A 23,004-nucleotide genomic window follows, 5' to 3' on the forward strand; every position below is an offset into this window, starting at 1 on the left:
AAGGAACAGTATGACAGATGTAACCGTAAAAACGCTGGCTGCAGAGATACAGACTTCCGTGGATCGCCTGGTACAGCAATTTGCTGATGCCGGTATCCCGAAGTCTGCTGACGACTCTGTGTCCGCACAAGAGAAACAAACCTTACTGGCGCATTTGAACCGTGAAAACGGCTCAGCGCCGGATAAGTTGACATTGCAGCGTAAAACGCGCAGTACTCTCAATATTCCAGGTACCGGTGGAAAAAGCAAATCGGTACAAATCGAAGTCCGCAAGACACGCACCTTTGTGAAACGCGATCCGCAAGAGGCTGAACGCCTTGCCGCGGAAGAGCAGGCGCAGCGTGAAGCGGAAGAGCAAGCCCGTCGTGAGGCAGAAGAAGCTGCCAAACGCGAGGCGCAACAAAAAGCCGAACGTGAGGCCGCAGAACAAGCTAAGCGTGAAGCCGCTGATAAAGCGAAACGTGAAGCTGCGGAAAAAGACAAAGTGAGCAATCAACAGACCGACGATATGACTAAAACCGCCCAGGCCGAAAAAGCCCGCCGTGAAAATGAAGCCGCAGAACTGAAGCGTAAAGCGGAAGAAGAAGCACGTCGCAAGCTTGAAGAAGAAGCGCGCCGCGTAGCGGAAGAAGCTCGCCGTATGGCGGAAGAAAACGAGAAAAATGGTGTGAATAACGCTGAACCTGTTGAAGATACCAGCGATTATCACGTCACCACTTCCCAGCATGCTCGCCAGGCTGAAGACGAAAACGATCGTGAAGTCGAAGGCGGCCGTGGTCGTACTCGCAGCACGAAAGCCGCGCGTCCGGCGAAGAAAGGCAACAAACACGCTGAATCTAAAGCTGACCGTGAGGAAGCACGTGCAGCGGTTCGCGGCGGCAAAGGCGGTAAGCAGCGTAAAGGTTCCGCTCTGCAGCAGGGCTTCCAGAAGCCAGCTCAGGCCGTTAACCGTGACGTTGTGATCGGCGAAACCATCACCGTTGGCGATCTGGCGAACAAAATGGCGGTCAAAGGCTCTCAGGTCATCAAAGCGATGATGAAGCTGGGCGCAATGGCTACCATTAACCAGGTCATCGACCAGGAAACCGCACAGCTGGTTGCCGAAGAGATGGGCCACAAAGTTATCCTGCGTCGTGAAAACGAGCTGGAAGAAGCGGTAATGAGCGACCGTGACACCGGTGCTGCGGCTGAACCGCGCGCACCAGTTGTGACCATCATGGGTCACGTTGACCACGGTAAAACCTCCCTGCTGGACTACATTCGTTCCACGAAAGTGGCTTCTGGTGAAGCGGGCGGCATTACTCAGCACATCGGTGCGTACCACGTTGAAACTGACAACGGTATGATCACCTTCCTGGATACCCCGGGTCACGCCGCGTTTACCTCCATGCGTGCTCGTGGTGCTCAGGCAACGGATATCGTTGTTCTGGTTGTTGCAGCAGACGACGGCGTGATGCCACAGACCATCGAAGCTATCCAGCACGCGAAAGCGGCGGGTGTGCCGGTGGTGGTTGCAGTCAACAAAATCGATAAGCCGGAAGCGGATCCGGATCGCGTTAAAAACGAACTGTCCCAGTACGGCATCATGCCGGAAGAGTGGGGCGGCGAGAGCCAATTCGTTCACGTTTCTGCGAAAGCGGGTACCGGTATCGACGAGCTGCTGGACGCTATCCTGCTGCAGGCCGAAGTACTGGAACTGAAAGCTGTGCGTAAAGGTATGGCGAGCGGTGCGGTTATCGAATCCTTCCTGGATAAAGGTCGTGGTCCGGTTGCTACCGTACTGGTGCGTGAAGGTACGCTGCACAAAGGCGACATCGTACTGTGTGGCTTCGAATACGGTCGCGTTCGTGCTATGCGTAACGAACTGGGTCAGGAAGTACTGGAAGCAGGTCCGTCCATTCCGGTGGAAATCCTCGGTCTGTCCGGTGTTCCGGCTGCAGGTGACGAAGTTACTGTCGTTCGTGACGAGAAGAAAGCCCGTGAAGTTGCACTGTATCGTCAGGGCAAATTCCGTGAAGTTAAACTGGCTCGTCAGCAGAAATCTAAACTCGAGAACATGTTCGCTAACATGACCGAAGGCGAAGTTCACGAAGTGAACGTCGTCCTGAAGGCTGACGTTCAGGGTTCTGTAGAAGCGATTTCCGACTCTTTACTGAAACTGTCTACCGACGAAGTCAAAGTGAAGATCATCGGTTCTGGCGTAGGTGGTATCACCGAAACCGACGCGACCCTGGCTGCGGCATCCAACGCGATTCTGGTTGGCTTCAACGTCCGTGCTGATGCCTCTGCACGTAAAGTTATCGAATCTGAAAGCCTGGATCTGCGTTACTACTCCGTCATCTATCATCTGATCGACGAAGTGAAAGCAGCGATGAGCGGCATGCTGTCTCCGGAGCTGAAACAGCAGATCATTGGTCTGGCTGAAGTTCGTGATGTGTTCAAATCACCGAAATTCGGCGCTATCGCAGGCTGTATGGTTACCGAAGGCACGATTAAACGTCACAACCCAATCCGCGTTCTGCGCGACAACGTGGTTATCTATGAAGGCGAGCTGGAATCCCTGCGTCGCTTCAAAGATGACGTTAACGAAGTCCGTAACGGCATGGAATGTGGTATCGGCGTTAAGAACTACAACGACGTTCGCGTTGGCGATATGATCGAAGTGTTCGAGATTATCGAGATCCAACGTACTATCGCTTAATCTTCGTCGTCTTTTGGGCCGCAATTTGCAGCCCAAAATCCTTAGAAGATGATTAGGTGTAGGCCGGGTAAGCGAAGCGCCACCCGGCAAGAAATTTAAAAAGGGGCTGATAGCCCCTTTTTTGTCTTTATTCTGGAGAATTTATTATGGCGAAAGAATTTGGTCGCCCGCAGCGTGTCGCGCAAGAGATGCAGAAAGAGATCGCACTCATCCTGCAACGCGAAATCAAAGACCCGCGTGTTGGTATGATGACCACCGTATCGGGTGTTGAGATGTCTCGTGATCTGGCATATGCCAAAGTATTCGTGACTTTCCTCAACGATCAGGACGAAGCTGCTGTGAAAAACGGCATCAAGGCACTGCAGGAAGCCTCTGGTTTTATCCGTTCTCTGCTGGGTAAAGCCATGCGTCTGCGTATCGTGCCTGAGCTGACCTTCTTCTACGACAACTCGTTGGTTGAAGGGATGCGCATGTCCAACCTGGTGACCAGCGTGGTGAAACATGACGATGAGCGTCGTGTGAACCCAGCGGACGACAGCAAGGAGGACTGATGAGTCGTCCTCGTCGTCGTGGTCGCGACATTCACGGTGTCCTGCTGCTGGATAAGCCGCAGGGCATGTCCAGCAATGATGTACTGCAAAAAGTAAAACGCATCTACAATGCCAATCGCGCGGGACATACCGGCGCACTGGATCCGCTGGCGACAGGCATGCTGCCAATCTGCCTCGGTGAAGCGACTAAGTTTTCACAGTATTTGCTGGATTCTGACAAACGCTATCGTGTGGTTGCCCGTCTGGGCCAGCGTACAGACACTTCCGATGCCGATGGGCAAATCGTGCAGGAACGTCCGGTAACCTTCACCGCAGAACAACTGGCGAGCGCGCTGGAAACTTTCCGCGGCGATATCGAGCAGATCCCGTCAATGTATTCGGCGCTGAAGTATCAGGGTAAGAAGCTGTACGAATATGCGCGTCAGGGTATTGAAGTGCCGCGTGAAGCGCGACCGATTACCGTCTATGAGCTGCTGTTTATCCGTCACGAAGGTAACGAACTGGAGCTGGAAGTTCACTGTTCCAAAGGCACCTATATTCGCACCATTGTTGACGATCTCGGTGAGAAGTTGGGCTGCGGCGCGCACGTCACGTATCTGCGTCGTTTGACGGTCAGCAAGTATCCGGTGGATCGAATGGTGACGCTGGAACATCTGCGTGAGCTGGTTGAACAGGCCGAGCAGCAGAACATTCCGGCGGCACAGCTGCTTGATCCTTTGCTGATGCCAATGGACAGTCCTGCATCGGACTATCCTGTTGTTAATTTGCCTTTAACATCCTCGGTTTACTTTAAAAACGGTAACCCGGTACGGACATCAGGCGCGCCGCTGGAAGGGCTGGTCCGCGTGACGGAAGGCGATGACGGCAAGTTTATTGGCATGGGGGAGATGGACGATGAAGGTCGTGTCGCCCCCCGTCGCCTGGTGGTTGAGTATCCTGCATAGCGCTCTCTGTCTTGCGATAAAAGGGCGCTGCGAGTAGAATACTGCCGCTTAACGTCGCGTAAATTGTTTAACAATCTACGCGACGTATACACAAAATCATTCGAGCTGCATCAAGGCGGCAAGTCTGAGAATCCTCAGGAGCTTACTTAAGTAAGTGACTGAGGTGAGCGGACGCAGCCAACGCAGAGTCAGTTTGAAGGATAAAGTGTATACACTGGGATAGCTGAATTAGAGATCGGCATCCTTTCATTCTTATCACTTTGGAGTTTTAAAATGTCTCTAAGTACTGAAGCTACCGCTAAAATCGTTTCTGAGTTTGGTCGTGATGCAAACGACACCGGTTCTACCGATGTTCAGGTTGCTCTGTTGACTGCACAGATTAACCACCTGCAGGGTCACTTTGCAGAGCACAAAAAAGATCACCACAGCCGTCGTGGTCTGCTGCGCATGGTTTCTCAGCGTCGTAAACTGCTCGACTACCTGAAACGTAAAGATGTTGCACGTTACACCGCGCTGATCGAGCGTCTGGGCCTGCGTCGCTAATTCTTTCGAGTTTCAGAAAGAGGGGGCCTTCATGGCCCCTTTTTTCCAGCAGATGGCAGCAATTCGCTGGAAACTAATGTATTGTTGCTATGAATGATCTTCCGTTGCAGAGGTTCGCGCGGCTAATGAGAGGCTTTACTCATGCTTATGGGTTAGGGTTGTCATTAGTCGCGAGGATGCGCAGAAGATCGGGTATTAACGATGGCGCAAAATGTGCCGTCAAAAAAATAGAGAAAGGATATTATTTTGCTTAATCCGATCGTTCGTAAATTCCAGTACGGTCAGCATACCGTTACGCTGGAAACCGGCATGATGGCGCGTCAGGCGACTGCCGCTGTTATGGTTAGCATGGATGACACCGCGGTATTCGTTACCGTTGTTGGCCAGAAAAAAGCGAAACCAGGCCAGGACTTTTTCCCGCTGACCGTTAACTATCAGGAGCGTACCTACGCTGCTGGCCGTATCCCGGGTAGCTTCTTCCGTCGTGAAGGCCGTCCGAGCGAAGGCGAAACCCTGATCGCGCGTCTGATTGACCGCCCGGTTCGCCCGCTGTTCCCGGAAGGCTTCGTTAACGAAGTTCAGGTTATCGCGACCGTTGTTTCCGTTAACCCGCAGGTTAACCCGGACATCGTGGCAATGATTGGTGCATCTGCTGCGCTGACTCTGTCTGGTATTCCATTCAACGGCCCGATCGGTGCTGCACGTGTTGGTTACATCAATGACCAGTACGTACTGAACCCGACTCAGGACGAACTGAAAGAAAGCAAGCTGGACCTGGTTGTTGCGGGTACTGAAGCTGCCGTACTGATGGTTGAATCCGAAGCTGAACTGCTGAGCGAAGATCAGATGCTGGGTGCTGTTGTGTTCGGTCACGAACAGCAGCAGGTTGTGATTCAGGCTATCAACGAGCTGGCGAAAGAAGCTGGCAAACCGCGTTGGGACTGGCAGCCAGAAGCCGTCAACGAAGCGCTGAACGCACGCGTTGCCGCACTGGCAGAAGCTCGCCTGAGCGATGCTTACCGCATCACTGACAAACAAGAGCGTTATGCTCAGGTTGACGTAATCAAATCTGAAACCATCGCGACTCTGGTGGCTGAAGACGAAACCCTGGACGCTAACGAACTGGGTGAAATCCTGCACGCTATCGAGAAAAACGTTGTTCGTAGCCGCGTACTGGCAGGCGAGCCGCGCATCGATGGCCGTGAAAAAGACATGATCCGTGGTCTGGACGTGCGTACTGGCGTTCTGCCGCGTACCCACGGTTCCGCACTGTTCACCCGTGGCGAAACTCAGGCGCTGGTTACTGCGACCCTGGGCACCACTCGTGATGCGCAGAACCTTGACGAACTGATGGGCGAGCGCACTGACAACTTCCTGTTCCACTACAACTTCCCTCCGTACTGCGTAGGTGAAACCGGTATGGTCGGTTCTCCGAAGCGTCGTGAGATTGGTCACGGCCGTCTGGCGAAACGTGGCGTACTGGCAGTAATGCCGGAACTGGATAAATTCCCGTACACCGTGCGTGTGGTTTCTGAAATCACCGAATCTAACGGTTCTTCTTCCATGGCTTCCGTATGTGGTGCTTCCCTGGCGCTGATGGACGCAGGCGTGCCGATCAAAGCCGCTGTTGCGGGTATCGCGATGGGTCTGGTGAAAGAAGGCGACAACTTTGTTGTTCTGTCTGACATCCTGGGCGACGAAGACCACCTGGGCGATATGGACTTCAAAGTGGCGGGTTCCCGCGACGGTATCTCTGCACTGCAGATGGATATCAAAATTGAAGGTATCACCAAAGAGATCATGCAGGTTGCTCTGAACCAGGCTAAAGGTGCGCGTCTGCACATCCTGGGTGTGATGGAACAAGCGATCAACGCACCGCGTGGCGATATCTCTGAATTTGCTCCGCGTATCCACACCATCAAGATCAGCCCGGACAAGATCAAAGACGTTATCGGTAAAGGCGGTTCTGTTATCCGTGCTCTGACCGAAGAAACCGGCACCACCATTGAAATCGAAGATGATGGTACCGTGAAGATTGCTGCGACCGACGGCGAAAAAGCGAAATATGCTATCCGTCGTATCGAAGAGATCACCGCAGAGATCGAAGTAGGCCGTATCTACAATGGTAAAGTGACCCGTATCGTTGACTTTGGCGCATTCGTTGCCATCGGTGGCGGTAAAGAAGGTCTGGTACACATCTCTCAGATCGCTGATAAGCGCGTTGAGAAAGTGACCGACTACCTGCAGATGGGCCAGGAAGTACCGGTCAAAGTTCTGGAAGTTGATCGCCAGGGCCGTGTACGTCTGAGCATTAAAGAAGCAACTGAGCAGTCTCAGCCTGCAGGCGAACCGGAAGCTCCGGCAAGCCAGGGCGAGTAAGGTTGCCATTGCCCTCCGTGAAAGCGGAGGGCCTTTAACCCGGCAGGATGCCTTGTTAGCAACCGGGGAACCTGGACGTTCATTCAATCGTTGTCTTCGGGAGTGGGAAATGAAGCCTTTTTTGCGCTGGTGTTTCGTTGCGACAGCACTCACGCTGGCTGGATGCAGTAATTCCGCCTGGCGAAAGAGTGAAGTCCTCGCAGTACCATTGCAACCGACTTTGCAGCAGGAAGTGATTCTGGCACGTATGGAACAAATTCTTGCCAGTCGGGCTTTAACCGATGACGAACGCGCACAGCTTTTATATGAGCGCGGAGTGTTGTATGATAGTCTCGGTCTGAGGGCACTGGCGCGAAATGATTTTTCACAAGCGCTGGCAATCCGACCAGATATGCCTGAAGTATTCAATTACTTAGGTATATATTTAACGCAGGCAGGCAATTTTGATGCTGCCTATGAAGCGTTTGATTCTGTACTTGAGCTTGATCCAACTTACAACTACGCGCACTTAAATCGCGGTATCGCATTGTATTACGGCGGTCGCGACAAGTTAGCGCAAGATGATCTGCTAGCGTTTTATCAAGACGATCCCAATGATCCTTTCCGTAGTCTGTGGCTTTATCTTGCCGAGCAGAAGCTCGATGAGAAGCAGGCTAAAGAAGCGTTGAAGCAACGCTTTGAGAAATCGGATAAAGAGCAATGGGGATGGAACATTGTCGAGTTCTACCTGGGCAACATTAGCGAAGCAACGCTGATGGAACGCCTGAAGGCGGACGCAACGGATAACACCTCGCTCGCTGAGCATCTCAGTGAAACCAACTTCTATTTAGGTAAGTACTACCTAAGTCTGGGGGATTTGGACAACGCTACGGCATTGTTCAAACTGGCGGTGGCTAACAACGTTCATAACTTTGTTGAGCACCGATACGCATTGTTGGAATTATCGCTCCTGGGCCAGGACCAAGATGACCTGGCAGAATCGGACCAGCAATAGCTGACGTACACATCAGCCCGTAATCTTTTTTGATTGCCATCACCTTCACGGGTGAGGGCGTTGTTGTTCGTTAATACACCTACTTTGAGCCGGTTCACACTTTTCAATGAAAATTGCAGATCAATTTCATGATGAGTTATGTAGACTGGCCGCCATTAATTTTGAGGCACACGTACTACATGGCTGAATTCGAAACCACTTTTGCAGATCTGGGCCTGAAGGCTCCTATCCTTGAAGCCCTTAACGATCTGGGTTACGAAAAACCATCTCCAATCCAGGCAGAGTGCATTCCGCATCTGCTGGGCGGCCGCGATGTTCTGGGTATGGCCCAGACAGGTAGCGGCAAAACTGCAGCGTTCTCTTTACCGCTGCTCAACAATCTTGATCCTGAGCTGAAGGCACCTCAGATTCTGGTGCTGGCACCGACCCGCGAACTGGCGGTTCAGGTAGCAGAAGCCATGACGGATTTCTCTAAACACATGCGCGGCGTGAACGTGGTTGCCCTGTACGGCGGCCAGCGTTATGACGTGCAATTACGTGCCCTGCGTCAGGGACCACAGATCGTCGTCGGTACGCCGGGCCGTCTGCTGGATCACCTGAAGCGCGGTACTCTGGACCTCTCCAAACTGAGCGGTCTGGTACTGGACGAAGCTGACGAAATGCTGCGTATGGGCTTCATCGAAGACGTTGAAACCATCATGGCGCAGATCCCGGAAGGTCATCAGACCGCTCTGTTCTCTGCAACCATGCCGGAAGCGATTCGTCGTATTACCCGTCGCTTTATGAAAGAGCCGCAGGAAGTACGCATTCAGTCCAGCGTTACCACGCGTCCTGACATCAGCCAGAGCTACTGGACTGTCTGGGGCATGCGTAAAAATGAAGCGCTGGTGCGTTTCCTGGAAGCAGAAGATTTTGATGCAGCGATTATCTTCGTTCGTACCAAAAATGCGACCCTGGAAGTGGCAGAAGCGCTGGAGCGTAGCGGTTATAGCAGTGCTGCACTGAACGGCGACATGAACCAGTCCCTGCGTGAGCAGACTCTGGAACGTCTGAAAGATGGCCGCCTGGATATCCTGATTGCTACCGACGTTGCGGCCCGTGGCCTGGACGTTGAGCGTATCAGCCTGGTTGTTAACTACGACATCCCGATGGATTCCGAGTCTTACGTTCACCGTATCGGCCGTACCGGTCGTGCGGGTCGTGCGGGTCGTGCGCTACTGTTCGTTGAGAACCGCGAGCGTCGTCTGCTGCGTAACATCGAACGCACCATGAAGCTGACTATTCCGGAAGTAGAACTGCCGAACGCAGACCTGCTGAGCAAACGCCGTCTGGAAAAATTCGCCGCTAAAGTACAGCAGCAGCTGGAAAGCAGCGATCTGGATCAGTACCGTGCTCTGCTGGCGAAAATGCAGCCGGAAGAAGAGCTGGATATCGAAACGCTGGCAGCAGCACTGCTGAAAATGGCTCAGGGCGAACGTCCGCTGATCCTGCCGCCAGATGCGCCGATGCGTCCGAAACGCGAATTCCGCGATCGTAACGATCGTGGCCCTCGTGACCGTAATGACCGTGGTGGTGAAGATCGTCCGCGTCGTGAACGTCGTGACGTTGGTGACATGCAGCTGTACCGCATTGAAGTGGGCCGTGATGACGGTGTTGAAGTTCGTCATATCGTTGGCGCGATTGCTAACGAAGGCGATATCAGCAGCCGTTACATCGGTAACATCAAGCTGTTTGCTTCCCACTCCACCATCGAGCTGCCGAAAGGTATGCCGGGCGACGTGCTGCAGCACTTTACCCGTACTCGCATCCTGAACAAGCCGATGAACATGCAGTTGGTTGGCGATGCAGTTCCGCACACCGGTGGTGAGCGTCGTGGTGGTGGCCGTTTCAGCGGCGAGCGTCGTGAAGGCGGTCGTGGCGAAGGTCGTAATTTCAGCGGTGAGCGTCGTGAAGGCGGTCGTGGCGATGGTCGTCGTTTCAGCGGCGAACGTCGTGAAGGCAACCGTGGTCCGCGTCGTGACGATTCTTCTGCTCCGCGTCGTGATGACTCCGCTGGTCGTCGTCGTTTCGGCGGTGACGCATAAGCCTCACGGTATAAAAGCGTAAAGTAATATATACAGCCCCGACCTCAACAATCGGGGCTTTTTTTATTTCATTTGTACTCGTGTACTGGTACAGTGCAGCACATTGAGATGTAGTCACAATATAAATGACTGGAGAGATGGCTAAATGGCAACACTAACCACCACCCAAACGTCACCTTCGCTGCTCGGCGGTGTGGTGATTATCGGCGGCACCATTATTGGCGCGGGGATGTTTTCTCTGCCAGTGGTCATGTCCGGGGCGTGGTTTTTCTGGTCAATGGCGGCGCTGATCTTCACCTGGTTCTGCATGCTGCATTCCGGACTGATGATCCTCGAAGCTAACCTCAATTACCGCATTGGTTCCAGCTTTGACACCATCACGAAAGATCTGCTGGGTAAAGGCTGGAACGTAGTGAACGGCATCTCGATCGCCTTCGTTCTCTATATCCTGACTTACGCCTATATCTCAGCGAGCGGGTCGATTCTACATCACACCTTCTCCGAGATGTCGCTGAATGTTCCGGCGCGCGCGGCAGGTCTTGGCTTTGCGCTGCTGGTGGCATTTGTGGTGTGGTTAAGCACCAAAGCGGTTAGCCGCATGACGGCGATTGTGCTGGGCGCAAAGGTGATTACCTTTTTCCTGACCTTCGGCAGTCTGCTGGGGCACGTGCAGCCCGCAACACTGTTTAACGTGGCGGAAAGCAATACTTCTTATACGCCGTACCTGCTGATGACGCTGCCGTTTTGTCTGGCTTCTTTCGGCTATCACGGCAACGTCCCGAGTCTGATGAAGTACTACGGCAAAGATCCGAAGACCATCGTTAAGTGTCTGGTGTACGGCACGTTGCTGGCGCTGGTGCTGTATACCGTATGGTTGCTGGGAACGATGGGTAACATTCCGCGTCCAGAATTTATCGGTATTGCGCAACAGGGCGGTAACATTGATGTGCTGGTACAGGCGCTGAGCGGCGTACTAAACAGCCGCAGTCTGGATCTGCTGCTGGTGGTGTTCTCCAACTTTGCGGTGGCGAGTTCATTCCTCGGCGTTACGCTCGGTCTGTTTGACTATCTGGCGGATCTGTTTGGCTTTGATGACTCGGCAATGGGACGTTTCAAAACGGCATTGCTGACGTTTGTCCCGCCAATTATCGGTGGCCTGCTGTGGCCGAACGGTTTCCTGTACGCCATTGGCTATGCAGGACTCGCAGCAACCATCTGGGCTGCCATTGTTCCGGCGCTGCTGGCACGTAAATCCCGCGAGCGTTTCGGTAGCCCGAAATTCCGTGTCTGGGGCGGTAAGCCGATGATTGCGCTGATCCTGGTGTTCGGTATCGGCAACGCGGTTATCCATATTCTGTCGAGCGTGGATCTGTTACCGGTCTATCAGTAAAACCGTTGCCCGGTAGCGCTACGCTTACCGGGCCTACAGTACCGTTTAGGCCGGATAAGGCGTAGCCGCCATCCGGCACAAACCGCGCTACCCCAACAATTCCTGCTTCACATCCATCGCCAAATCAAACGAATGAAGACGTGCCTGATGATCAAAAATCTGGCCGTTAACCATAATTTCATCGGCCTGGGTTTCACGCAAGATAGCCTCCAGCCCGTGTCGCACTTTCGCCTTATCACCAACCAGCGACATGCTCAGCGCCTGTTGTACGCCGTACTGTTCAGAAGCGGACCACAGCTGATGCATATTCTCTACCGGCGGTGGTAGCTGGCCGGTTTCGCCACGACGCAGTTTCACAAACGCCTGCTGCATCGAGGTGAAAAGAAACTCGGCGTCGCGATTGCTGTCAGCGGCAATGATGTTGATGCACACCATCGCATACGGCTTTGCCAGCCGCGCTGAGGGTTTGAACTGGGTGCGATACAGATGCAGCGCCTGATGCAGCATATCCGGAGCAAAATGCGAGGCGAAGGCAAACGGCAGGCCGAGCTGGGCCGCCAACTGTGCGCTGTAAAGGCTGGAGCCTAATAACCAGACCGGGATCTGCTCGCCGTAGCCGGGAACCGGGCGTACATGGGGGTTAGGATCGCGGGCGTCGAACCAGTCCACCAGTTCAGCGACGTCGCGAGGGAAGTTATCGATATCACCGCTCATATGGCGGCGCAGCGCACGCATCGTTGGCTGATCGCTCCCCGGCGCGCGGCCAAGCCCAAGATCGATGCGTCCCGGATACAGCGTATTCAGGGTACCGAACTGCTCGGCGATCACCAGCGGCGAATGGTTGGGCAGCATCACGCCGCCAGACCCGAGATGCAGCGTGGTGGTATTGGCAGCCAGATAGCCAATCAGCACTGAAGTTGCCGCGCTGGCGATACCGACCATGTTGTGATGTTCTGCCAGCCAGTAGCGGTGGTAGCCGCGCTTTTCGGCCAGTCGGGCGAGATCAAGCGAGTGCGTGAAGGCCTCTTTTGCCGAAGACCCTTCAGGGATTGGCGCCAGATCCAGCACCGAGAACGGAATAGTTTTGTCAGTCATAACGGCTCACTTTGTTACCGGTTAATCTTTTAATACTGCATTAAAATTTGATTACCGTTGTTAACAAAGTGAGCTTTATGAGACTGACGGCAAAAACAATGCCCGATGGCGCTGCGCTTATCGGGCCTACGGGATCGCTATTTGTAGGCCGGATAAGGCAATTTGCCGCCATCCGGCTAGGCCTGCAGCTCCAGACCAGCCAGTCGCTTCCAGTAGCCGTTGCAGTCACTGTGGGCGGCAAGCGGTAATGGGGCCGTACCATTTTCATTGGCGCGGAACGCATCAAGCATGGCGAATGTTTCGCTGCCCGAGGGGGACAGGCGCACAATATCAACCAGACCCTGCATCGATGTCAGCTCGTTGCCGAGGTTGTAAACATAGCCGCTCATGGTCTGGATCCCGTTGAGCACAAAGACCTGCTGATTCTCCTGAGACAGCACATCGCGTCCGTTCGGGTATTTGATGCAGCAGGTTTCACATTCGTCTTTTGGACGATCTTCAGAGCGTGCGGTAAAGCAGCGGGCGGAGTATGCCAGCGGCAGATGCCCGTAGCTCAGCACCTCGACTTCAAACTGATTGCGAATACCCAGCTCATCACACTGGTTGAGCAGGTTTACCAGCCAGTCGCGGGATAACTCTACTGGCATACACCAGCGCGTCATGCCCTGCTTGAGCAGTAAACGCAGGGTTACCGCGTTGTAGCAGTTGAGCGCATGCCCGGCGACAAACGGCAGCTTACGCTCGGCGCACATGTTTACCACCCCGAGATCGCTGGCTTCCAGCAGGAAGTCGCCGTTTTCAACATAGCGCTTCAGTTCTCCCAGCTCAGAAGAGGCCTGCACCAGCGCCAGCGTCGACAGCACCACCTGTTTACCGCTGCCAGCGAGTGATTTCGCCATATCCAGCCAGTCGCTTACTTTGGTGGCACGGCGTTTACTGCATACCGCTTCGCCAAGATAGATAATGTCGGCCTGGCTTACGGCGGCCTGCTGATAAAAATCTTCCAGCGTTTCTTTCGGCCAGTACCATAGCACCGGCCCTAAGGAATATTTCATTGCTTCTCTCACTGCCATTTACGGTGATACGCGCCAAGCGTGGTCTGTGTGCCTTCGGACATTGAACCGAGCGTTTCCATCCACGCGGCCTGCGGGACGTAGTTTTGCGGGTCGGCCATACAGCGGTCGATTGCCTGACGCCACACTTTCGCCACCTGGCTGACATAGGCCGGGCTGCGCTGACGTCCCTCGATTTTCACCGAGGCAATATTGGCTGCCAGCAGTTCCGGCAGCAGCTCTAGCGTATTCAGGCTGGTGGGTTCTTCCAGCGCATGGTAGCGCTCGCCATCAACCAGATAGCGGCCTTTGCATAACGTCGGATAACCGGCGTTTTCTCCATCCTGATAGCGGTCGATCAGCACTTCATTAAGACGGGATTCCAGCCCTTGTTGGGTCTGCTGCCAGCGAACAAAACGAGCAGGAGAGCAGGCACCAACCGTGTTAGGAGATTCGCCCGTCAGGTAAGACGAAAGATAGCAGCGGCCTTCCGCCATAATGCACAGGCTGCCAAAGGCGAACACTTCCAGAGGAACTGGCGTGACGCGAGCAAGCTGCTTCACCTGATGAATAGACAGCACGCGCGGCAGAACCACGCGGGCGACATCAAAGTTGCGATGGTAGAAATTAATCGCCTCTTCATTGGTTGCAGATGCCTGAACAGAGACATGGCGCTCAATATGCGGGTAGCGCTCTGCGGCATACTCAAGCATGGCGAGGTCGGCGAGGATCAGCGCGTCTGCACCCAGTTGCGCAGCCATATCAACGGCACGCTGCCAGCGCGCGTAACCATCCGGGTGCGCAAAGGTGTTAATCGCAATGTGCAGCTTACGGCGATGTTGATGAACGAAACTCACCGCTTCCTGCAATTTTTTCTCGGTAAAATTAAGGCCGGCGAAATGACGGGCGTTGGTATCATCTTTCAGCCCGATGTAGACAGCATCAGCGCCGTTCTCGATGGCCGCCTTAAGCGCCGGGAGGTTTCCGGCAGGGCAGAGCAGCTCCATAATTTATCCTGAACGTTGCGCCATGTAGGGCGCAGAAATGTTAACGAAGAGGGATTTTAGTTAACCTTGCTGAGACAATTTTTGATTTGAGGCAGTTAAAGTCGTATTGGTGACACCAATAAAGAGGTAACAATTTCGTAGCGAATTGTTGATTTATGCCGCTATGTCGTTTATTTGATATGGCAAAATAGCAGGACTATTGAAACAGGGAGTAAAGCTCGTGTTGGATAAACTGCGTTCACGCTTAGTACATTTAGGTCCTTCTCTGATGAGTGTACCGGTTAAACTGACGCCCTTTGCGCTAAAGCGCCAGGTTCTGGAGCAGGTCCTGAGCTGGCAGTTTAGTCAGGCGCTGGCCGATGGGGAGCTGGAGTTTCTCGAAGGTCGCTGGCTGAGCATTCATGTGCGTGACATTGACCTCAAATGGTATACCTCTGTTGAGAACGATAAACTTATCGTCAGCCAGAATGCAGATGCGGATGTGAGTTTTAGCGCCGATGCCAGCGATCTCCTGATGATCGTGGCCCGCAAGCAGGATCCGGATACGCTTTTCTTCCAGCGTCGCCTGGTGATTGAAGGTGATACAGAATTAGGGCTATACGTAAAAAATCTGATGGATGCCATCGAACTGGAGCAGATGCCTAAAGCGTTGCGCGTCATGCTGATGCAGTTGGCGGATTTTGTTGAGGCGGGGATGAAAACGTCGCCAGAAACCAAACAGACCTCGGTAGGTGAGCCATGCTGATTCGAGTTGAGATTCCCATTGATGCCCCTGGTATTGATGCGTTGCTGCGCCGTTCATTTGAGAGCGATGCGGAAGCAAAATTAGTGCACGACCTGCGTGAAGATGGTTTCTTAACGCTGGGTTTGGTTGCTACCGATGATGAAGGTCAGGTAGTGGGTTACGTCGCGTTCAGCCCTGTCGATGTTCAGGGTGAAGATCTGCAATGGGTCGGCATGGCGCCGCTCGCGGTGGATGAAAACTACCGGGGGCAAGGCCTGGCGCGTCAACTGGTCTATGAAGGACTCGATTCCCTGAACGAGTTTGGCTACGCCGCGGTGGTTACGCTGGGCGATCCGGCACTGTATAGCCGCTTTGGCTTTGAGCTGGCGGCGCATCATGACCTGCGTTGCCGCTGGCCGGGCACCGAAAGCGCGTTCCAGGTTCATCGCCTGGCGGACGATGCGCTGGAGGGCGTGACGGGCCTGGTGGAATACCACGACCACTTCAATCGTTTTTAACATCCGGGGCTTGCAGGCTGCTCAGTAGAGCCTCAAGCCCTTCGCCTTCTACAAGGCGCTCTTTCTGACGCTTTGTGAGCTGTTTGACGCGATACTCTATGCGCAGGGCCAGCGAACGGTCGCCAATCTGCGCCGCAAATGCCAACGTGAGTTCCCCCTTTCCACGTAGCGCCTTCGCGCCTTTCCCACTTTGATGCTGCTTATAGCGGCGCTGCACATCGGTGGTTATTCCGGTGTATAAGGCGTTGTCAGCGGTACGGATCAGGTACAGATACCAGGGTGTCATTGTCACCATCGACGTGATAATTTTCAGGCCTACAGTATATAAGAGAACAGAAATGGAAACACTGACTGCGGTGTCTCGCTGGCTGGCAAAACAGCACGTCGTGACCTGGTGCGTATACCATGAAGGTGAATTGTGGTGCGCCAATGCGTTTTACCTGTTTGATGCGCAGAAGATGGCATTCTATGTGCTGACCGAAGATAAAACGCGCCATGCGCAGATGTCGGGACCGTGTGCACCGATTGCCGGCACGGTAAATGGTCAGCCCAAAACGGTCGCCCTGATTCGTGGCGTGCAGTTTAAGGGGGAGATTCGCCGTCTTGAAGGGCAGGAGAGTGAAGCCGCGCGTAACGCCTACAACCGCCGTTTCCCCGTCGCCAGAATGTTGCCAGCGCCCGTGTGGGAGATTCGACTGGATGAAGTCAAATTCACGGACAACACGCTGGGCTTCGGTAAAAAGATGCACTGGCTACGTGATCTATAGTTAAAAGAGTGATTGAAGCGTCAGGGGAAAATAAACGATGAGTCAGGTGTTAATAACCGGTGCAACGGGTCTGGTGGGTGGACATTTATTGCGGATGCTACTGAATGAACCCCGGATCAATGCCATTACGGCGCCGACGCGTCGACCGCTGGCTGATACGGTTGGCATCTATAATCCCCACGATCCGCAGCTAACCGATGCTCTGGCGCAGGTTACCGATCCGGTCGATATTGTCTTTTGTTGTCTGGGAACGACCCGACGTGAAGCGGGCAGCAAAGAAGCATTTATCCACGCTGACTATACGCTGGTAGTGGATACAGCTCTGACGGGGCGTCGGCTGGGGGCACAGCATATGCTGGTGGTGAGTTCGATGGGCGCTAATGCCAATTCACCGTTTTTTTATAACCGGGTGAAAGGTGAAATGGAGCAGGCGCTGATCGCGCAGAATTGGCCTCGGCTGACCATTGCCCGGCCTTCAATGCTACTGGGTGATAGGGACAAACAGCGGGCGAATGAGATGTTTTTAGCGCCGTTGTTCAGGCTGCTGCCGGGTAACTGGAAGTCGATTGAAGCGCGCGATGTTGCGCGGGCAATGTTGGCAGAAGCGCTGGCGCCTGGGCATGAAGGGGTTTCGATCCTGACCTCTTCTGAGTTACGCGAAAGGGCTAAATAAAATGCCGGATGGCGCTGACGCTTATCCGACCTACAAACGATAACGTCCTGTAGGCCGGATGAGACGCTCAGGCGTCGCTATCCGGCATCAGTATTACTTAATAAACGTAAAGGCCGTCGTGACGCGTTTCACGCCGCTTACCCGGCTGGCGATGTCTGCCGCCGCCTTCGCTTCGCGTTCGGTCACCAGACCTAACAGGAACACTTCTCCATTCTCGGTCGTGACTTTCACGTTAGAGGATTTCACCTGATCGCTGGTCAGTAACTGGGAACGTACTTTGGTGGTTATCCAGGTATCGTTGGACGCATCGCCCAGACCGATTGGCTGGCCCTGACGGATCTCATTAAAGACCTCAGTCGTACCTTCTACGCCCATCGCAATCTGTTTTGCTCGTGCAGACAGTTCGCTATTTGGCGACTGACCGACCAGCAGCACTTTACCCTGATATGCGCTCACGTTGATTCGCGCTTCTTTCTTGATCTGGGCATCTTTCGACAACGCCGTATTGACGCGTAATTCCAGGGTTCCATCATCTACCTGGGTGCCGACGCTGCGAGGATCCGTCGCGGCTTTGGTGCCGACAGCAGCAGTTCCGACAACGGCAGCAGCGACACAGCCTTGCAGCAGCAGTGCAGCGATAATCACAGCAAGCGGCGAAAATGCCTTCATGTGTACTCCTTAATCATCCTGGTGAGGGAAAAGCGTGTTATCGATGAGATCGCAAAGGCAGTTGACCGTCAGCATGTGCATTTCCTGAACGCGGGCGCTGTGGTGTGAGGGGATACGGATTTCAACATCCTGCGGCCCCAGTAATCCGGCCAGTTCCCCTCCGTCATACCCGGTCAGCGCGACGATTGTCATGTCGCGTGTCACGGCGGCTTCAACGGCTTTTACGATATCGCGGCTATTACCACGCGTAGAGATTGCCAGCAGAACATCTCCTGCATGTCCCAGCGCACGGACTTGTTTTGCATAAACTTCGTCGTGCAGGCGATCGTTGGCAATCGCAGTTAAGACCACATTATCAGTGTTTAGTGCAATCGCAGGTAAACTTGGGCGTTCTGTTTCAAAACGATTGATCATGCTGGCAGCAAAATGCTGTGCGTTGGCAGCGGACGTCCCATTACCACAACAGAGAATTTTGTTGCCATTGAGCAGGGACTGAACCAGCGTCATGGCGGCACGGGAGATCGCATCCGGAAGTGCTTCAGCCGCAGCTATCTGAGTTTGAATGCTTTCTGTAAAGCAGACTTTAATTCTATCTAACACGCTAATCCTTAAGAACCAGGCTCTGAATCTTCAACTATGAGCGGTCGTTGAACGCGTCCTTAAACCACTCAACATCATTTCCGGTGAAGGCTAACACATCGAACCGGCAATCCACAGTATCAAAACTCCCATTGTGGCGCGCAAGCCACAAGCGGGCGGTCTGTAATAATTTGTGTTGTTTGCTCCGGGTCACACTCGCCGCTGCGCCGCCAAACTGGGCCGAGCGCCGATAGCGGACTTCAACAAAGACGGTGGTGCTGCCTTCACGCATTATCAGGTCGATTTCGCCGCCACGTTCACGCACGTTGGCGGCGATAAAATGCAGTCCCTTGCTTTGCAGCCAGTCACGCGCGGTGGATTCCCACGCGTCACCGGTCTGTTTACTCGTTAACTGGCGGGGACGACTTGTCCTTGCTGGTATTTGAGCCATGATAACTTCCTGTTAATCACACAATCCGGCGTTGCGGTTAAGGCCCCGGTGTTGCCGTTAATTTCGAAACCCTGTACCTGACGCATTTGCGAGAAGTGGTTGGCAAGTGACCAGGCATCGACGCCCATCGCATACATACGTGCCAGTGAGTAGTCGTTACGAACCGCGCCAAGCGCCTGCTGCATGAGAGGAGCGTTAGCACCTGCCAGCATCGGTATTTCGCTGTACTGCAAGCCTTCCATCTCCAGACGGAAATCCGGGCCAGCAGTTCCCTGCGCGCTACGGGAGCTGGCGTACAGCGTTGCGCCGCTCTGGCTGCCGTTGCGCATAGCGATCATTGGCTTAATAAAGGCAATTTCTTCCGGCGTCGCCAGAATATACACGGCATCAACACGGCCGCTGCCGCCGGTGATCTGCGCATCTGTAGGCGCAGCCGGAATCGTCAGGCCGCCAATCGTCACGCCAGGTTGCGCAGGTACAGAGGAGGCCACCGGGCTGCCCGTCAGGGAAATTCCCGAACCGCCGTTGACGCCCATTTTCAGCTCGGCGGTGGAGCCAAACTTCTGCTGCAACACTACGCCGCCGCCCAGCTTTTGCCATTCCTGTGCAAAGGCGTTGGCAACGCGATCGCCTAATGAACTCCGAGGGATCAACAACAGCGGCGTCTGTTTTCCTTGATCGCGGATGTGACGCGCGGCGTCGCGCGCTTCATCTTCTGGCGACAAAGCGAAGTAGCAGACGTTCGGCAGGTTTTTCACCGACTCCGGCTGATTAAGTGCCAGCACGTTTAATGGCGTATTGCTTTTCATCAGCTCTTCAACATTGTTCTTCAGCAGTGGGCCAACCACGATGCTGGCGCCATCCTGTTGAACCTGAGTCAGGATTTGGTTCAGAGGCTGTGATGAAGTGTCGTAGATTTTCAGCTCTGCTGATGGATTCGCCGGTGCGCTGGTGGTTGTTGGCTGAGCGGGTGCTGTGGGCTGCGCAGCAGGTGTTTCTGGCTGAGCTGGCGTCTCGTTGGTCAGATCGCTTACTGACGCCTGAGAAGGGCTGGCAACGCCGTCAGTCGTTTGCGGCTGTTCTGTGGTCGTCGCAGATGTTGTATCCACCGCAGGCGCAGCTACAGCAGGGGCCGCTACGGGTTCAGTACCCATATTTTTTGCCGCTTCAAAGCCTTGCTGAATAGTCCGGCCAAATACAGCGGCCTGACCGTTCAGCGGCAGCAGCAGCGCAATTTTGCTGGTGGAGGCGGGCTTAAAGCTCTGGACGTTAACCAACTGCGTTGGCAGTATTTTTGCTCCCGGGTTTTGCGGATAACGTTTCTGCCAGTCCGCAATACCGGCTTTCATCATGTCTGGATCGTTACGGTTATCGAACCAGACGCGCTGGAGATCCAACCAGCCTTGCAGCACGTTTTCATCCGCATTGATGACCAGTGCCTGTGCTTGCTCCTGGGTCATGGATGACAGCGCCTGCCAGGTGGCATCGATGTTTTTCTGCTTAGCATTCGCGGACAGCAGCGGTTCCTGAGCGATCAGGGCGCGCAGTAGTGTCAACGATGGGCGACCCTGGTTGACGTCGATTTGCGCCTGCCAGTATCTGGCCTGCTGGTTTTGATCGAAATCGGCAGGAGTGAGTTTATCCAGCAGGGCCTGAGCGCCAGCGATATCTTTCTGTGCGAGCTTGATCTCGACGGCCAGCAGAGACTGCTCACGACGCTGAGTGTCGTTTAGTTTCTGCGGCAGCTGGTTGAACAGCTCGCTAGCCTGCTGGCTCTTGCCTTCTTTCAGCAGTGCACGAATGGCGAGTAATTGCCAGTTGGTCTTGCTATCATCTGAGCTTTGCTGCATTTGTTGCAGATAAAAGCCGGAATCAGCCTGCGCAGTGCCCTGCATATGGGCTGCACTCTGGTCTGGCGCCTGGGTGCCACAGCCTGCGAAAATCAGTGCTGCCAGAATGACTGGTAGCGCGCGCGCGGCTTTCAAACGAGAAAATGTTGAGGGTACCATACTGTATCCAGTGATATTTTTTTACTCAATGCTCAATATTAAATCGGCAATACGGACGACACAATGAAACAACACGAATCGGCGGATAATTCTCAAGGCCAACTCTTTATTGTACCTACTCCTATAGGAAATTTGGCTGATATTACCCAACGAGCGCTCGAAGTTTTACAAGCCGTTGATTTGATTGCCGCTGAAGACACTCGTCATACAGGATTATTGTTACAACATTTCGCGATTAACGCCCGTTTGTTCGCGTTACACGATCACAATGAGCAACAAAAAGCGGAAACGCTGGTGGCGAAGCTCAAAGAAGGGCAAAACATTGCGCTGGTTTCCGATGCCGGAACGCCGTTGATTAACGATCCTGGCTACCATCTGGTGCGCACCTGTCGCGAAGCGGGGATCCGCGTTGTTCCTCTGCCGGGCCCTTGCGCGGCGATTGCTGCCCTAAGCGCTGCTGGTTTGCCTTCAGACCGCTTTTGCTATGAAGGTTTTCTGCCTGCCAAATCGAAAGGGCGTCGTGATGCGATGAAAGCCATTGAGGCAGAGCCGCGTACGCTTATTTTTTATGAATCTACCCACCGCTTGCTGGATAGCCTGGAAGACATGGTTGCCGTCTGGGGCGAATCCCGTTACGTGGTGCTGGCGCGCGAGCTGACCAAAACCTGGGAAACCATTCACGGCGCACCGGTCGGCGAACTGCTTGCGTGGGTCAAGGAAGATGAAAACCGTCGTAAAGGTGAAATGGTGCTGATTGTCGAAGGGCATAAAGCGCAGGAAGACGATCTCCCTGCCGATGCGCTGCGGACCCTGGCGCTGCTGCAAGCCGAACTGCCGCTGAAAAAGGCCGCCGCGCTGGCCGCTGAAATCCACGGCGTGAAAAAGAATGCGCTGTATAAGCACGCACTGGAACAACAGGGAGAGTAAGCCCGATTGTTGATGGCCAAACCGACAAGGGTATGGCCATAAGCTAACACAGAGCTTAAGACTGAGCGGCAGTTTCACTGATTAATAAGCGGTTTGCTGACCCGCATACAGTGATTTTACTTCGCACGACTTCTTTCATCGCATCCATACCGACCCGCATGTAATAGCGAGGATCGTTGCCCTGCGGATTTTCCGCAAACCACGCTTTGACCGCATCGGCAAAAGCGATTTTCAGTTCAGTAGCGACGTTAACTTTGCACACGCCAAGCTCGATCGTGCGGCGGACGTATTCGTCAGGAACATCGCTTGCGCCATGTAGTACCAGCGGAATATCCACCACTTCACGAATTTCACCCAGCCGTTGGAAATCGATTTTGGGCGTTTTGGTATACAACCCGTGTGCAGTGCCGATGGCTACGGCAAGGCTGTCTACGCCGGTACGCTCAACAAACTGTTTGGCTTCTTGTGGATCGGTAAGGAAGGCGCTTTCTGCATCCACGCTCATATCATCTTCTACGCCACCGAGGCGACCCAGCTCAGCTTCCACGCTGCAATCTTTGGCATGGCAAAAATCCACAACGGATTTCACCAGCTTCACGTTTTCTTCAAACGGAAAGTGGCTGCCGTCGATCATTGCGCTGCGCACTCCTGCATTCACTTTACGACGGATATCGTCCAGCGACTCATGGTGATCGAGGTGTAGCGCCAGCGGTATACCGTAGCTGGTGGAATAAGCGCTGCACAGCGCGTAGATCTCTTCCAGCGCGATATGCTTAAAGGTGCCCGGTGTTCCGGCAAGGATCACCGGCGATTGCATTTCATAGCACACCTCAAGGATCGCCTGGATCGTCTCGGCGTTATGAATGTTAAAGGCGGGTACGGCATAGCCCTTTTTTTGGGCATCCAGCAGGAGGTATTTCGTGGAAATAATGCTCATAAAACGATCC

At 54.0% G+C, this 23,004-nt stretch carries 23 protein-coding genes; 14 read left to right on the forward strand and 9 right to left on the reverse strand.

Features of this window, described 5'->3' with window-relative positions; genetic code table 11:
• Positions 1-10: 10 nt before the first annotated feature.
• From infB to mtr, 9 genes are all read left to right on the forward strand, one after another.
• On the forward strand, positions 11-2,701 hold the full coding sequence (infB, locus tag GFB57_RS07240) for a translation initiation factor IF-2 (protein ID WP_003024990.1): 2,691 nt from the start codon (positions 11-13) through the stop codon (positions 2,699-2,701).
• A 146-nt stretch (positions 2,702-2,847) separates the two neighbouring features.
• A complete protein-coding gene (gene rbfA / locus GFB57_RS07245) occupies positions 2,848-3,252 on the forward strand; it encodes a 30S ribosome-binding factor RbfA (protein WP_003024988.1) in 405 nt (134 codons plus the stop codon).
• Positions 3,252-4,196, forward strand: coding sequence for a tRNA pseudouridine(55) synthase TruB (truB, locus tag GFB57_RS07250; protein WP_003024986.1), 945 nt, complete (start codon positions 3,252-3,254; stop codon positions 4,194-4,196). The genes rbfA and truB overlap by 1 nt, the downstream gene beginning before the upstream one ends.
• A gap of 273 nt (positions 4,197-4,469) precedes the next feature.
• On the forward strand, positions 4,470-4,739 hold the full coding sequence (gene rpsO, locus GFB57_RS07255) for a 30S ribosomal protein S15 (RefSeq protein ID WP_000059465.1): 270 nt from the start codon (positions 4,470-4,472) through the stop codon (positions 4,737-4,739).
• 246 nt (positions 4,740-4,985) lie between these two features.
• The gene (gene pnp / locus GFB57_RS07260) at positions 4,986-7,118 is read left to right on the forward strand and encodes a polyribonucleotide nucleotidyltransferase (protein ID WP_003024984.1); all 2,133 of its coding nucleotides are present in this window, start codon (positions 4,986-4,988) and stop codon (positions 7,116-7,118) included.
• Positions 7,119-7,227: 109 nt separating this feature from the next.
• Positions 7,228-8,112 (forward strand): lipoprotein NlpI, encoded by an 885-nt coding sequence (gene nlpI, locus GFB57_RS07265; protein ID WP_003024982.1) that lies wholly within the window; start codon positions 7,228-7,230, stop codon positions 8,110-8,112.
• 106 nt (positions 8,113-8,218) lie between these two features.
• Positions 8,219-8,299, forward strand: coding sequence for a protein YrbN (gene yrbN, locus GFB57_RS07270; RefSeq protein WP_010723222.1), 81 nt, complete (start codon positions 8,219-8,221; stop codon positions 8,297-8,299).
• On the forward strand, positions 8,292-10,196 hold the full coding sequence (locus GFB57_RS07275; RefSeq protein ID WP_003024981.1) for a DEAD/DEAH family ATP-dependent RNA helicase: 1,905 nt from the start codon (positions 8,292-8,294) through the stop codon (positions 10,194-10,196). The genes yrbN and GFB57_RS07275 overlap by 8 nt, the downstream gene beginning before the upstream one ends.
• Before the next feature lie 145 nt (positions 10,197-10,341).
• Positions 10,342-11,586 carry a tryptophan permease gene (gene mtr / locus GFB57_RS07280; protein WP_003024978.1) on the forward strand — a complete coding sequence of 415 codons (1,245 nt, stop codon included), beginning with the start codon at positions 10,342-10,344 and terminating at the stop codon, positions 11,584-11,586.
• Between the two features lie 87 nt (positions 11,587-11,673).
• On the opposite strand, the gene GFB57_RS07285 is transcribed toward mtr, so the two are convergent.
• The 3 genes from GFB57_RS07285 to GFB57_RS07295 all read right to left on the reverse strand — a co-directional run bounded on the left by GFB57_RS07285 (position 11,674) and on the right by GFB57_RS07295 (position 14,740).
• On the reverse strand, positions 11,674-12,681 hold the full coding sequence (locus GFB57_RS07285; RefSeq protein WP_003024976.1) for an LLM class flavin-dependent oxidoreductase: 1,008 nt from the start codon (positions 12,679-12,681) through the stop codon (positions 11,674-11,676).
• A 176-nt stretch (positions 12,682-12,857) separates the two neighbouring features.
• Positions 12,858-13,754 carry a U32 family peptidase gene (locus GFB57_RS07290; RefSeq protein ID WP_032932785.1) on the reverse strand — a complete coding sequence of 299 codons (897 nt, stop codon included), beginning with the start codon at positions 13,752-13,754 and terminating at the stop codon, positions 12,858-12,860.
• Positions 13,745-14,740 (reverse strand): peptidase U32 family protein, encoded by a 996-nt coding sequence (locus GFB57_RS07295; RefSeq protein ID WP_003024971.1) that lies wholly within the window; start codon positions 14,738-14,740, stop codon positions 13,745-13,747. Before GFB57_RS07295 ends, GFB57_RS07290 begins: the two co-directional genes overlap by 10 nt.
• A 220-nt stretch (positions 14,741-14,960) precedes the next feature.
• Here GFB57_RS07295 and GFB57_RS07300 point away from each other — a divergent pair, with 220 nt between their 5' ends.
• Both GFB57_RS07300 and GFB57_RS07305 read left to right on the forward strand, forming a co-directional pair.
• Positions 14,961-15,485 (forward strand): SCP2 domain-containing protein, encoded by a 525-nt coding sequence (locus GFB57_RS07300; RefSeq protein ID WP_003024968.1) that lies wholly within the window; start codon positions 14,961-14,963, stop codon positions 15,483-15,485.
• Positions 15,479-15,982, forward strand: coding sequence for an N-acetyltransferase (locus tag GFB57_RS07305; protein WP_003024966.1), 504 nt, complete (start codon positions 15,479-15,481; stop codon positions 15,980-15,982). The genes GFB57_RS07300 and GFB57_RS07305 overlap by 7 nt, the downstream gene beginning before the upstream one ends.
• Here GFB57_RS07305 and GFB57_RS07310 read toward each other — a convergent pair.
• Positions 15,969-16,277, reverse strand: a complete 309-nt coding sequence (locus GFB57_RS07310) for a GIY-YIG nuclease family protein (protein WP_085952534.1) — start codon at positions 16,275-16,277, stop codon at positions 15,969-15,971. The genes GFB57_RS07305 and GFB57_RS07310 overlap by 14 nt on opposite strands.
• 43 nt (positions 16,278-16,320) lie before the next feature.
• On the opposite strand from GFB57_RS07310, the gene GFB57_RS07315 reads away from it, so the two are divergent.
• Positions 16,321-16,749: a YhbP family protein gene (locus GFB57_RS07315; RefSeq protein WP_003024960.1), complete on the forward strand. Its 429-nt coding sequence runs from the start codon at positions 16,321-16,323 to the stop codon at positions 16,747-16,749.
• 37 nt (positions 16,750-16,786) lie between these two features.
• On the forward strand, positions 16,787-17,422 hold the full coding sequence (locus tag GFB57_RS07320; RefSeq protein WP_003024957.1) for an NAD(P)H-binding protein: 636 nt from the start codon (positions 16,787-16,789) through the stop codon (positions 17,420-17,422).
• Between the two features lie 93 nt (positions 17,423-17,515).
• Here GFB57_RS07320 and dolP read toward each other — a convergent pair whose 3' ends face one another.
• The 4 genes from dolP to GFB57_RS07340 are packed head-to-tail and all read right to left on the reverse strand — an operon-like array spanning position 17,516 to position 21,130.
• Positions 17,516-18,091 carry a division/outer membrane stress-associated lipid-binding lipoprotein gene (gene dolP / locus GFB57_RS07325; RefSeq protein WP_003024954.1) on the reverse strand — a complete coding sequence of 192 codons (576 nt, stop codon included), beginning with the start codon at positions 18,089-18,091 and terminating at the stop codon, positions 17,516-17,518.
• A gap of 9 nt (positions 18,092-18,100) precedes the next feature.
• Positions 18,101-18,691 carry a DnaA initiator-associating protein DiaA gene (gene diaA / locus GFB57_RS07330; protein WP_003024948.1) on the reverse strand — a complete coding sequence of 197 codons (591 nt, stop codon included), beginning with the start codon at positions 18,689-18,691 and terminating at the stop codon, positions 18,101-18,103.
• Between the two features lie 34 nt (positions 18,692-18,725).
• Entirely contained in the window at positions 18,726-19,121 is a 396-nt protein-coding gene (locus GFB57_RS07335; RefSeq protein ID WP_003024946.1) for a YraN family protein, read from the reverse strand.
• Positions 19,079-21,130 carry a penicillin-binding protein activator gene (locus GFB57_RS07340; protein ID WP_003024944.1) on the reverse strand — a complete coding sequence of 684 codons (2,052 nt, stop codon included), beginning with the start codon at positions 21,128-21,130 and terminating at the stop codon, positions 19,079-19,081. Before GFB57_RS07340 ends, GFB57_RS07335 begins: the two co-directional genes overlap by 43 nt.
• Positions 21,131-21,193: 63 nt before the next feature.
• Between GFB57_RS07340 and rsmI the strand changes: the two genes are divergently transcribed.
• Positions 21,194-22,057, forward strand: coding sequence for a 16S rRNA (cytidine(1402)-2'-O)-methyltransferase (rsmI, locus tag GFB57_RS07345; RefSeq protein WP_003024942.1), 864 nt, complete (start codon positions 21,194-21,196; stop codon positions 22,055-22,057).
• 55 nt (positions 22,058-22,112) lie between these two features.
• On the opposite strand, the gene kbaY is transcribed toward rsmI, so the two are convergent.
• On the reverse strand, positions 22,113-22,994 hold the full coding sequence (kbaY, locus tag GFB57_RS07350) for a tagatose-bisphosphate aldolase subunit KbaY (RefSeq protein WP_003024936.1): 882 nt from the start codon (positions 22,992-22,994) through the stop codon (positions 22,113-22,115).
• Positions 22,995-23,004: the final 10 nt, after the last annotated feature.

Source organism: Citrobacter sp. S39 (assembly GCF_009495675.1).
Taxonomy (GTDB): domain Bacteria; phylum Pseudomonadota; class Gammaproteobacteria; order Enterobacterales; family Enterobacteriaceae; genus Citrobacter; species Citrobacter freundii.

Coding starts and splice junctions, on each gene's coding strand:
- infB (WP_003024990.1), top strand. CDS start 11: ATGACAGATGTAACCGTAAAAACGCTGGCTGCAGAGATACAGACTTCC.
- rbfA (WP_003024988.1), top strand. CDS start 2,848: ATGGCGAAAGAATTTGGTCGCCCGCAGCGTGTCGCGCAAGAGATGCAG.
- truB (WP_003024986.1), top strand. CDS start 3,252: ATGAGTCGTCCTCGTCGTCGTGGTCGCGACATTCACGGTGTCCTGCTG.
- rpsO (WP_000059465.1), top strand. CDS start 4,470: ATGTCTCTAAGTACTGAAGCTACCGCTAAAATCGTTTCTGAGTTTGGT.
- nlpI (WP_003024982.1), top strand. CDS start 7,228: ATGAAGCCTTTTTTGCGCTGGTGTTTCGTTGCGACAGCACTCACGCTG.
- yrbN (WP_010723222.1), top strand. CDS start 8,219: ATGAAAATTGCAGATCAATTTCATGATGAGTTATGTAGACTGGCCGCC.
- GFB57_RS07275 (WP_003024981.1), top strand. CDS start 8,292: ATGGCTGAATTCGAAACCACTTTTGCAGATCTGGGCCTGAAGGCTCCT.
- mtr (WP_003024978.1), top strand. CDS start 10,342: ATGGCAACACTAACCACCACCCAAACGTCACCTTCGCTGCTCGGCGGT.
- GFB57_RS07285 (WP_003024976.1), bottom strand. CDS start 12,681: ATGACTGACAAAACTATTCCGTTCTCGGTGCTGGATCTGGCGCCAATC.
- GFB57_RS07290 (WP_032932785.1), bottom strand. CDS start 13,754: ATGGCAGTGAGAGAAGCAATGAAATATTCCTTAGGGCCGGTGCTATGG.
- GFB57_RS07295 (WP_003024971.1), bottom strand. CDS start 14,740: ATGGAGCTGCTCTGCCCTGCCGGAAACCTCCCGGCGCTTAAGGCGGCC.
- GFB57_RS07305 (WP_003024966.1), top strand. CDS start 15,479: ATGCTGATTCGAGTTGAGATTCCCATTGATGCCCCTGGTATTGATGCG.
- GFB57_RS07310 (WP_085952534.1), bottom strand. CDS start 16,277: ATGGTGACAATGACACCCTGGTATCTGTACCTGATCCGTACCGCTGAC.
- GFB57_RS07315 (WP_003024960.1), top strand. CDS start 16,321: ATGGAAACACTGACTGCGGTGTCTCGCTGGCTGGCAAAACAGCACGTC.
- GFB57_RS07320 (WP_003024957.1), top strand. CDS start 16,787: ATGAGTCAGGTGTTAATAACCGGTGCAACGGGTCTGGTGGGTGGACAT.
- dolP (WP_003024954.1), bottom strand. CDS start 18,091: ATGAAGGCATTTTCGCCGCTTGCTGTGATTATCGCTGCACTGCTGCTG.
- GFB57_RS07335 (WP_003024946.1), bottom strand. CDS start 19,121: ATGGCTCAAATACCAGCAAGGACAAGTCGTCCCCGCCAGTTAACGAGT.
- GFB57_RS07340 (WP_003024944.1), bottom strand. CDS start 21,130: ATGGTACCCTCAACATTTTCTCGTTTGAAAGCCGCGCGCGCGCTACCA.
- rsmI (WP_003024942.1), top strand. CDS start 21,194: ATGAAACAACACGAATCGGCGGATAATTCTCAAGGCCAACTCTTTATT.
- kbaY (WP_003024936.1), bottom strand. CDS start 22,994: ATGAGCATTATTTCCACGAAATACCTCCTGCTGGATGCCCAAAAAAAG.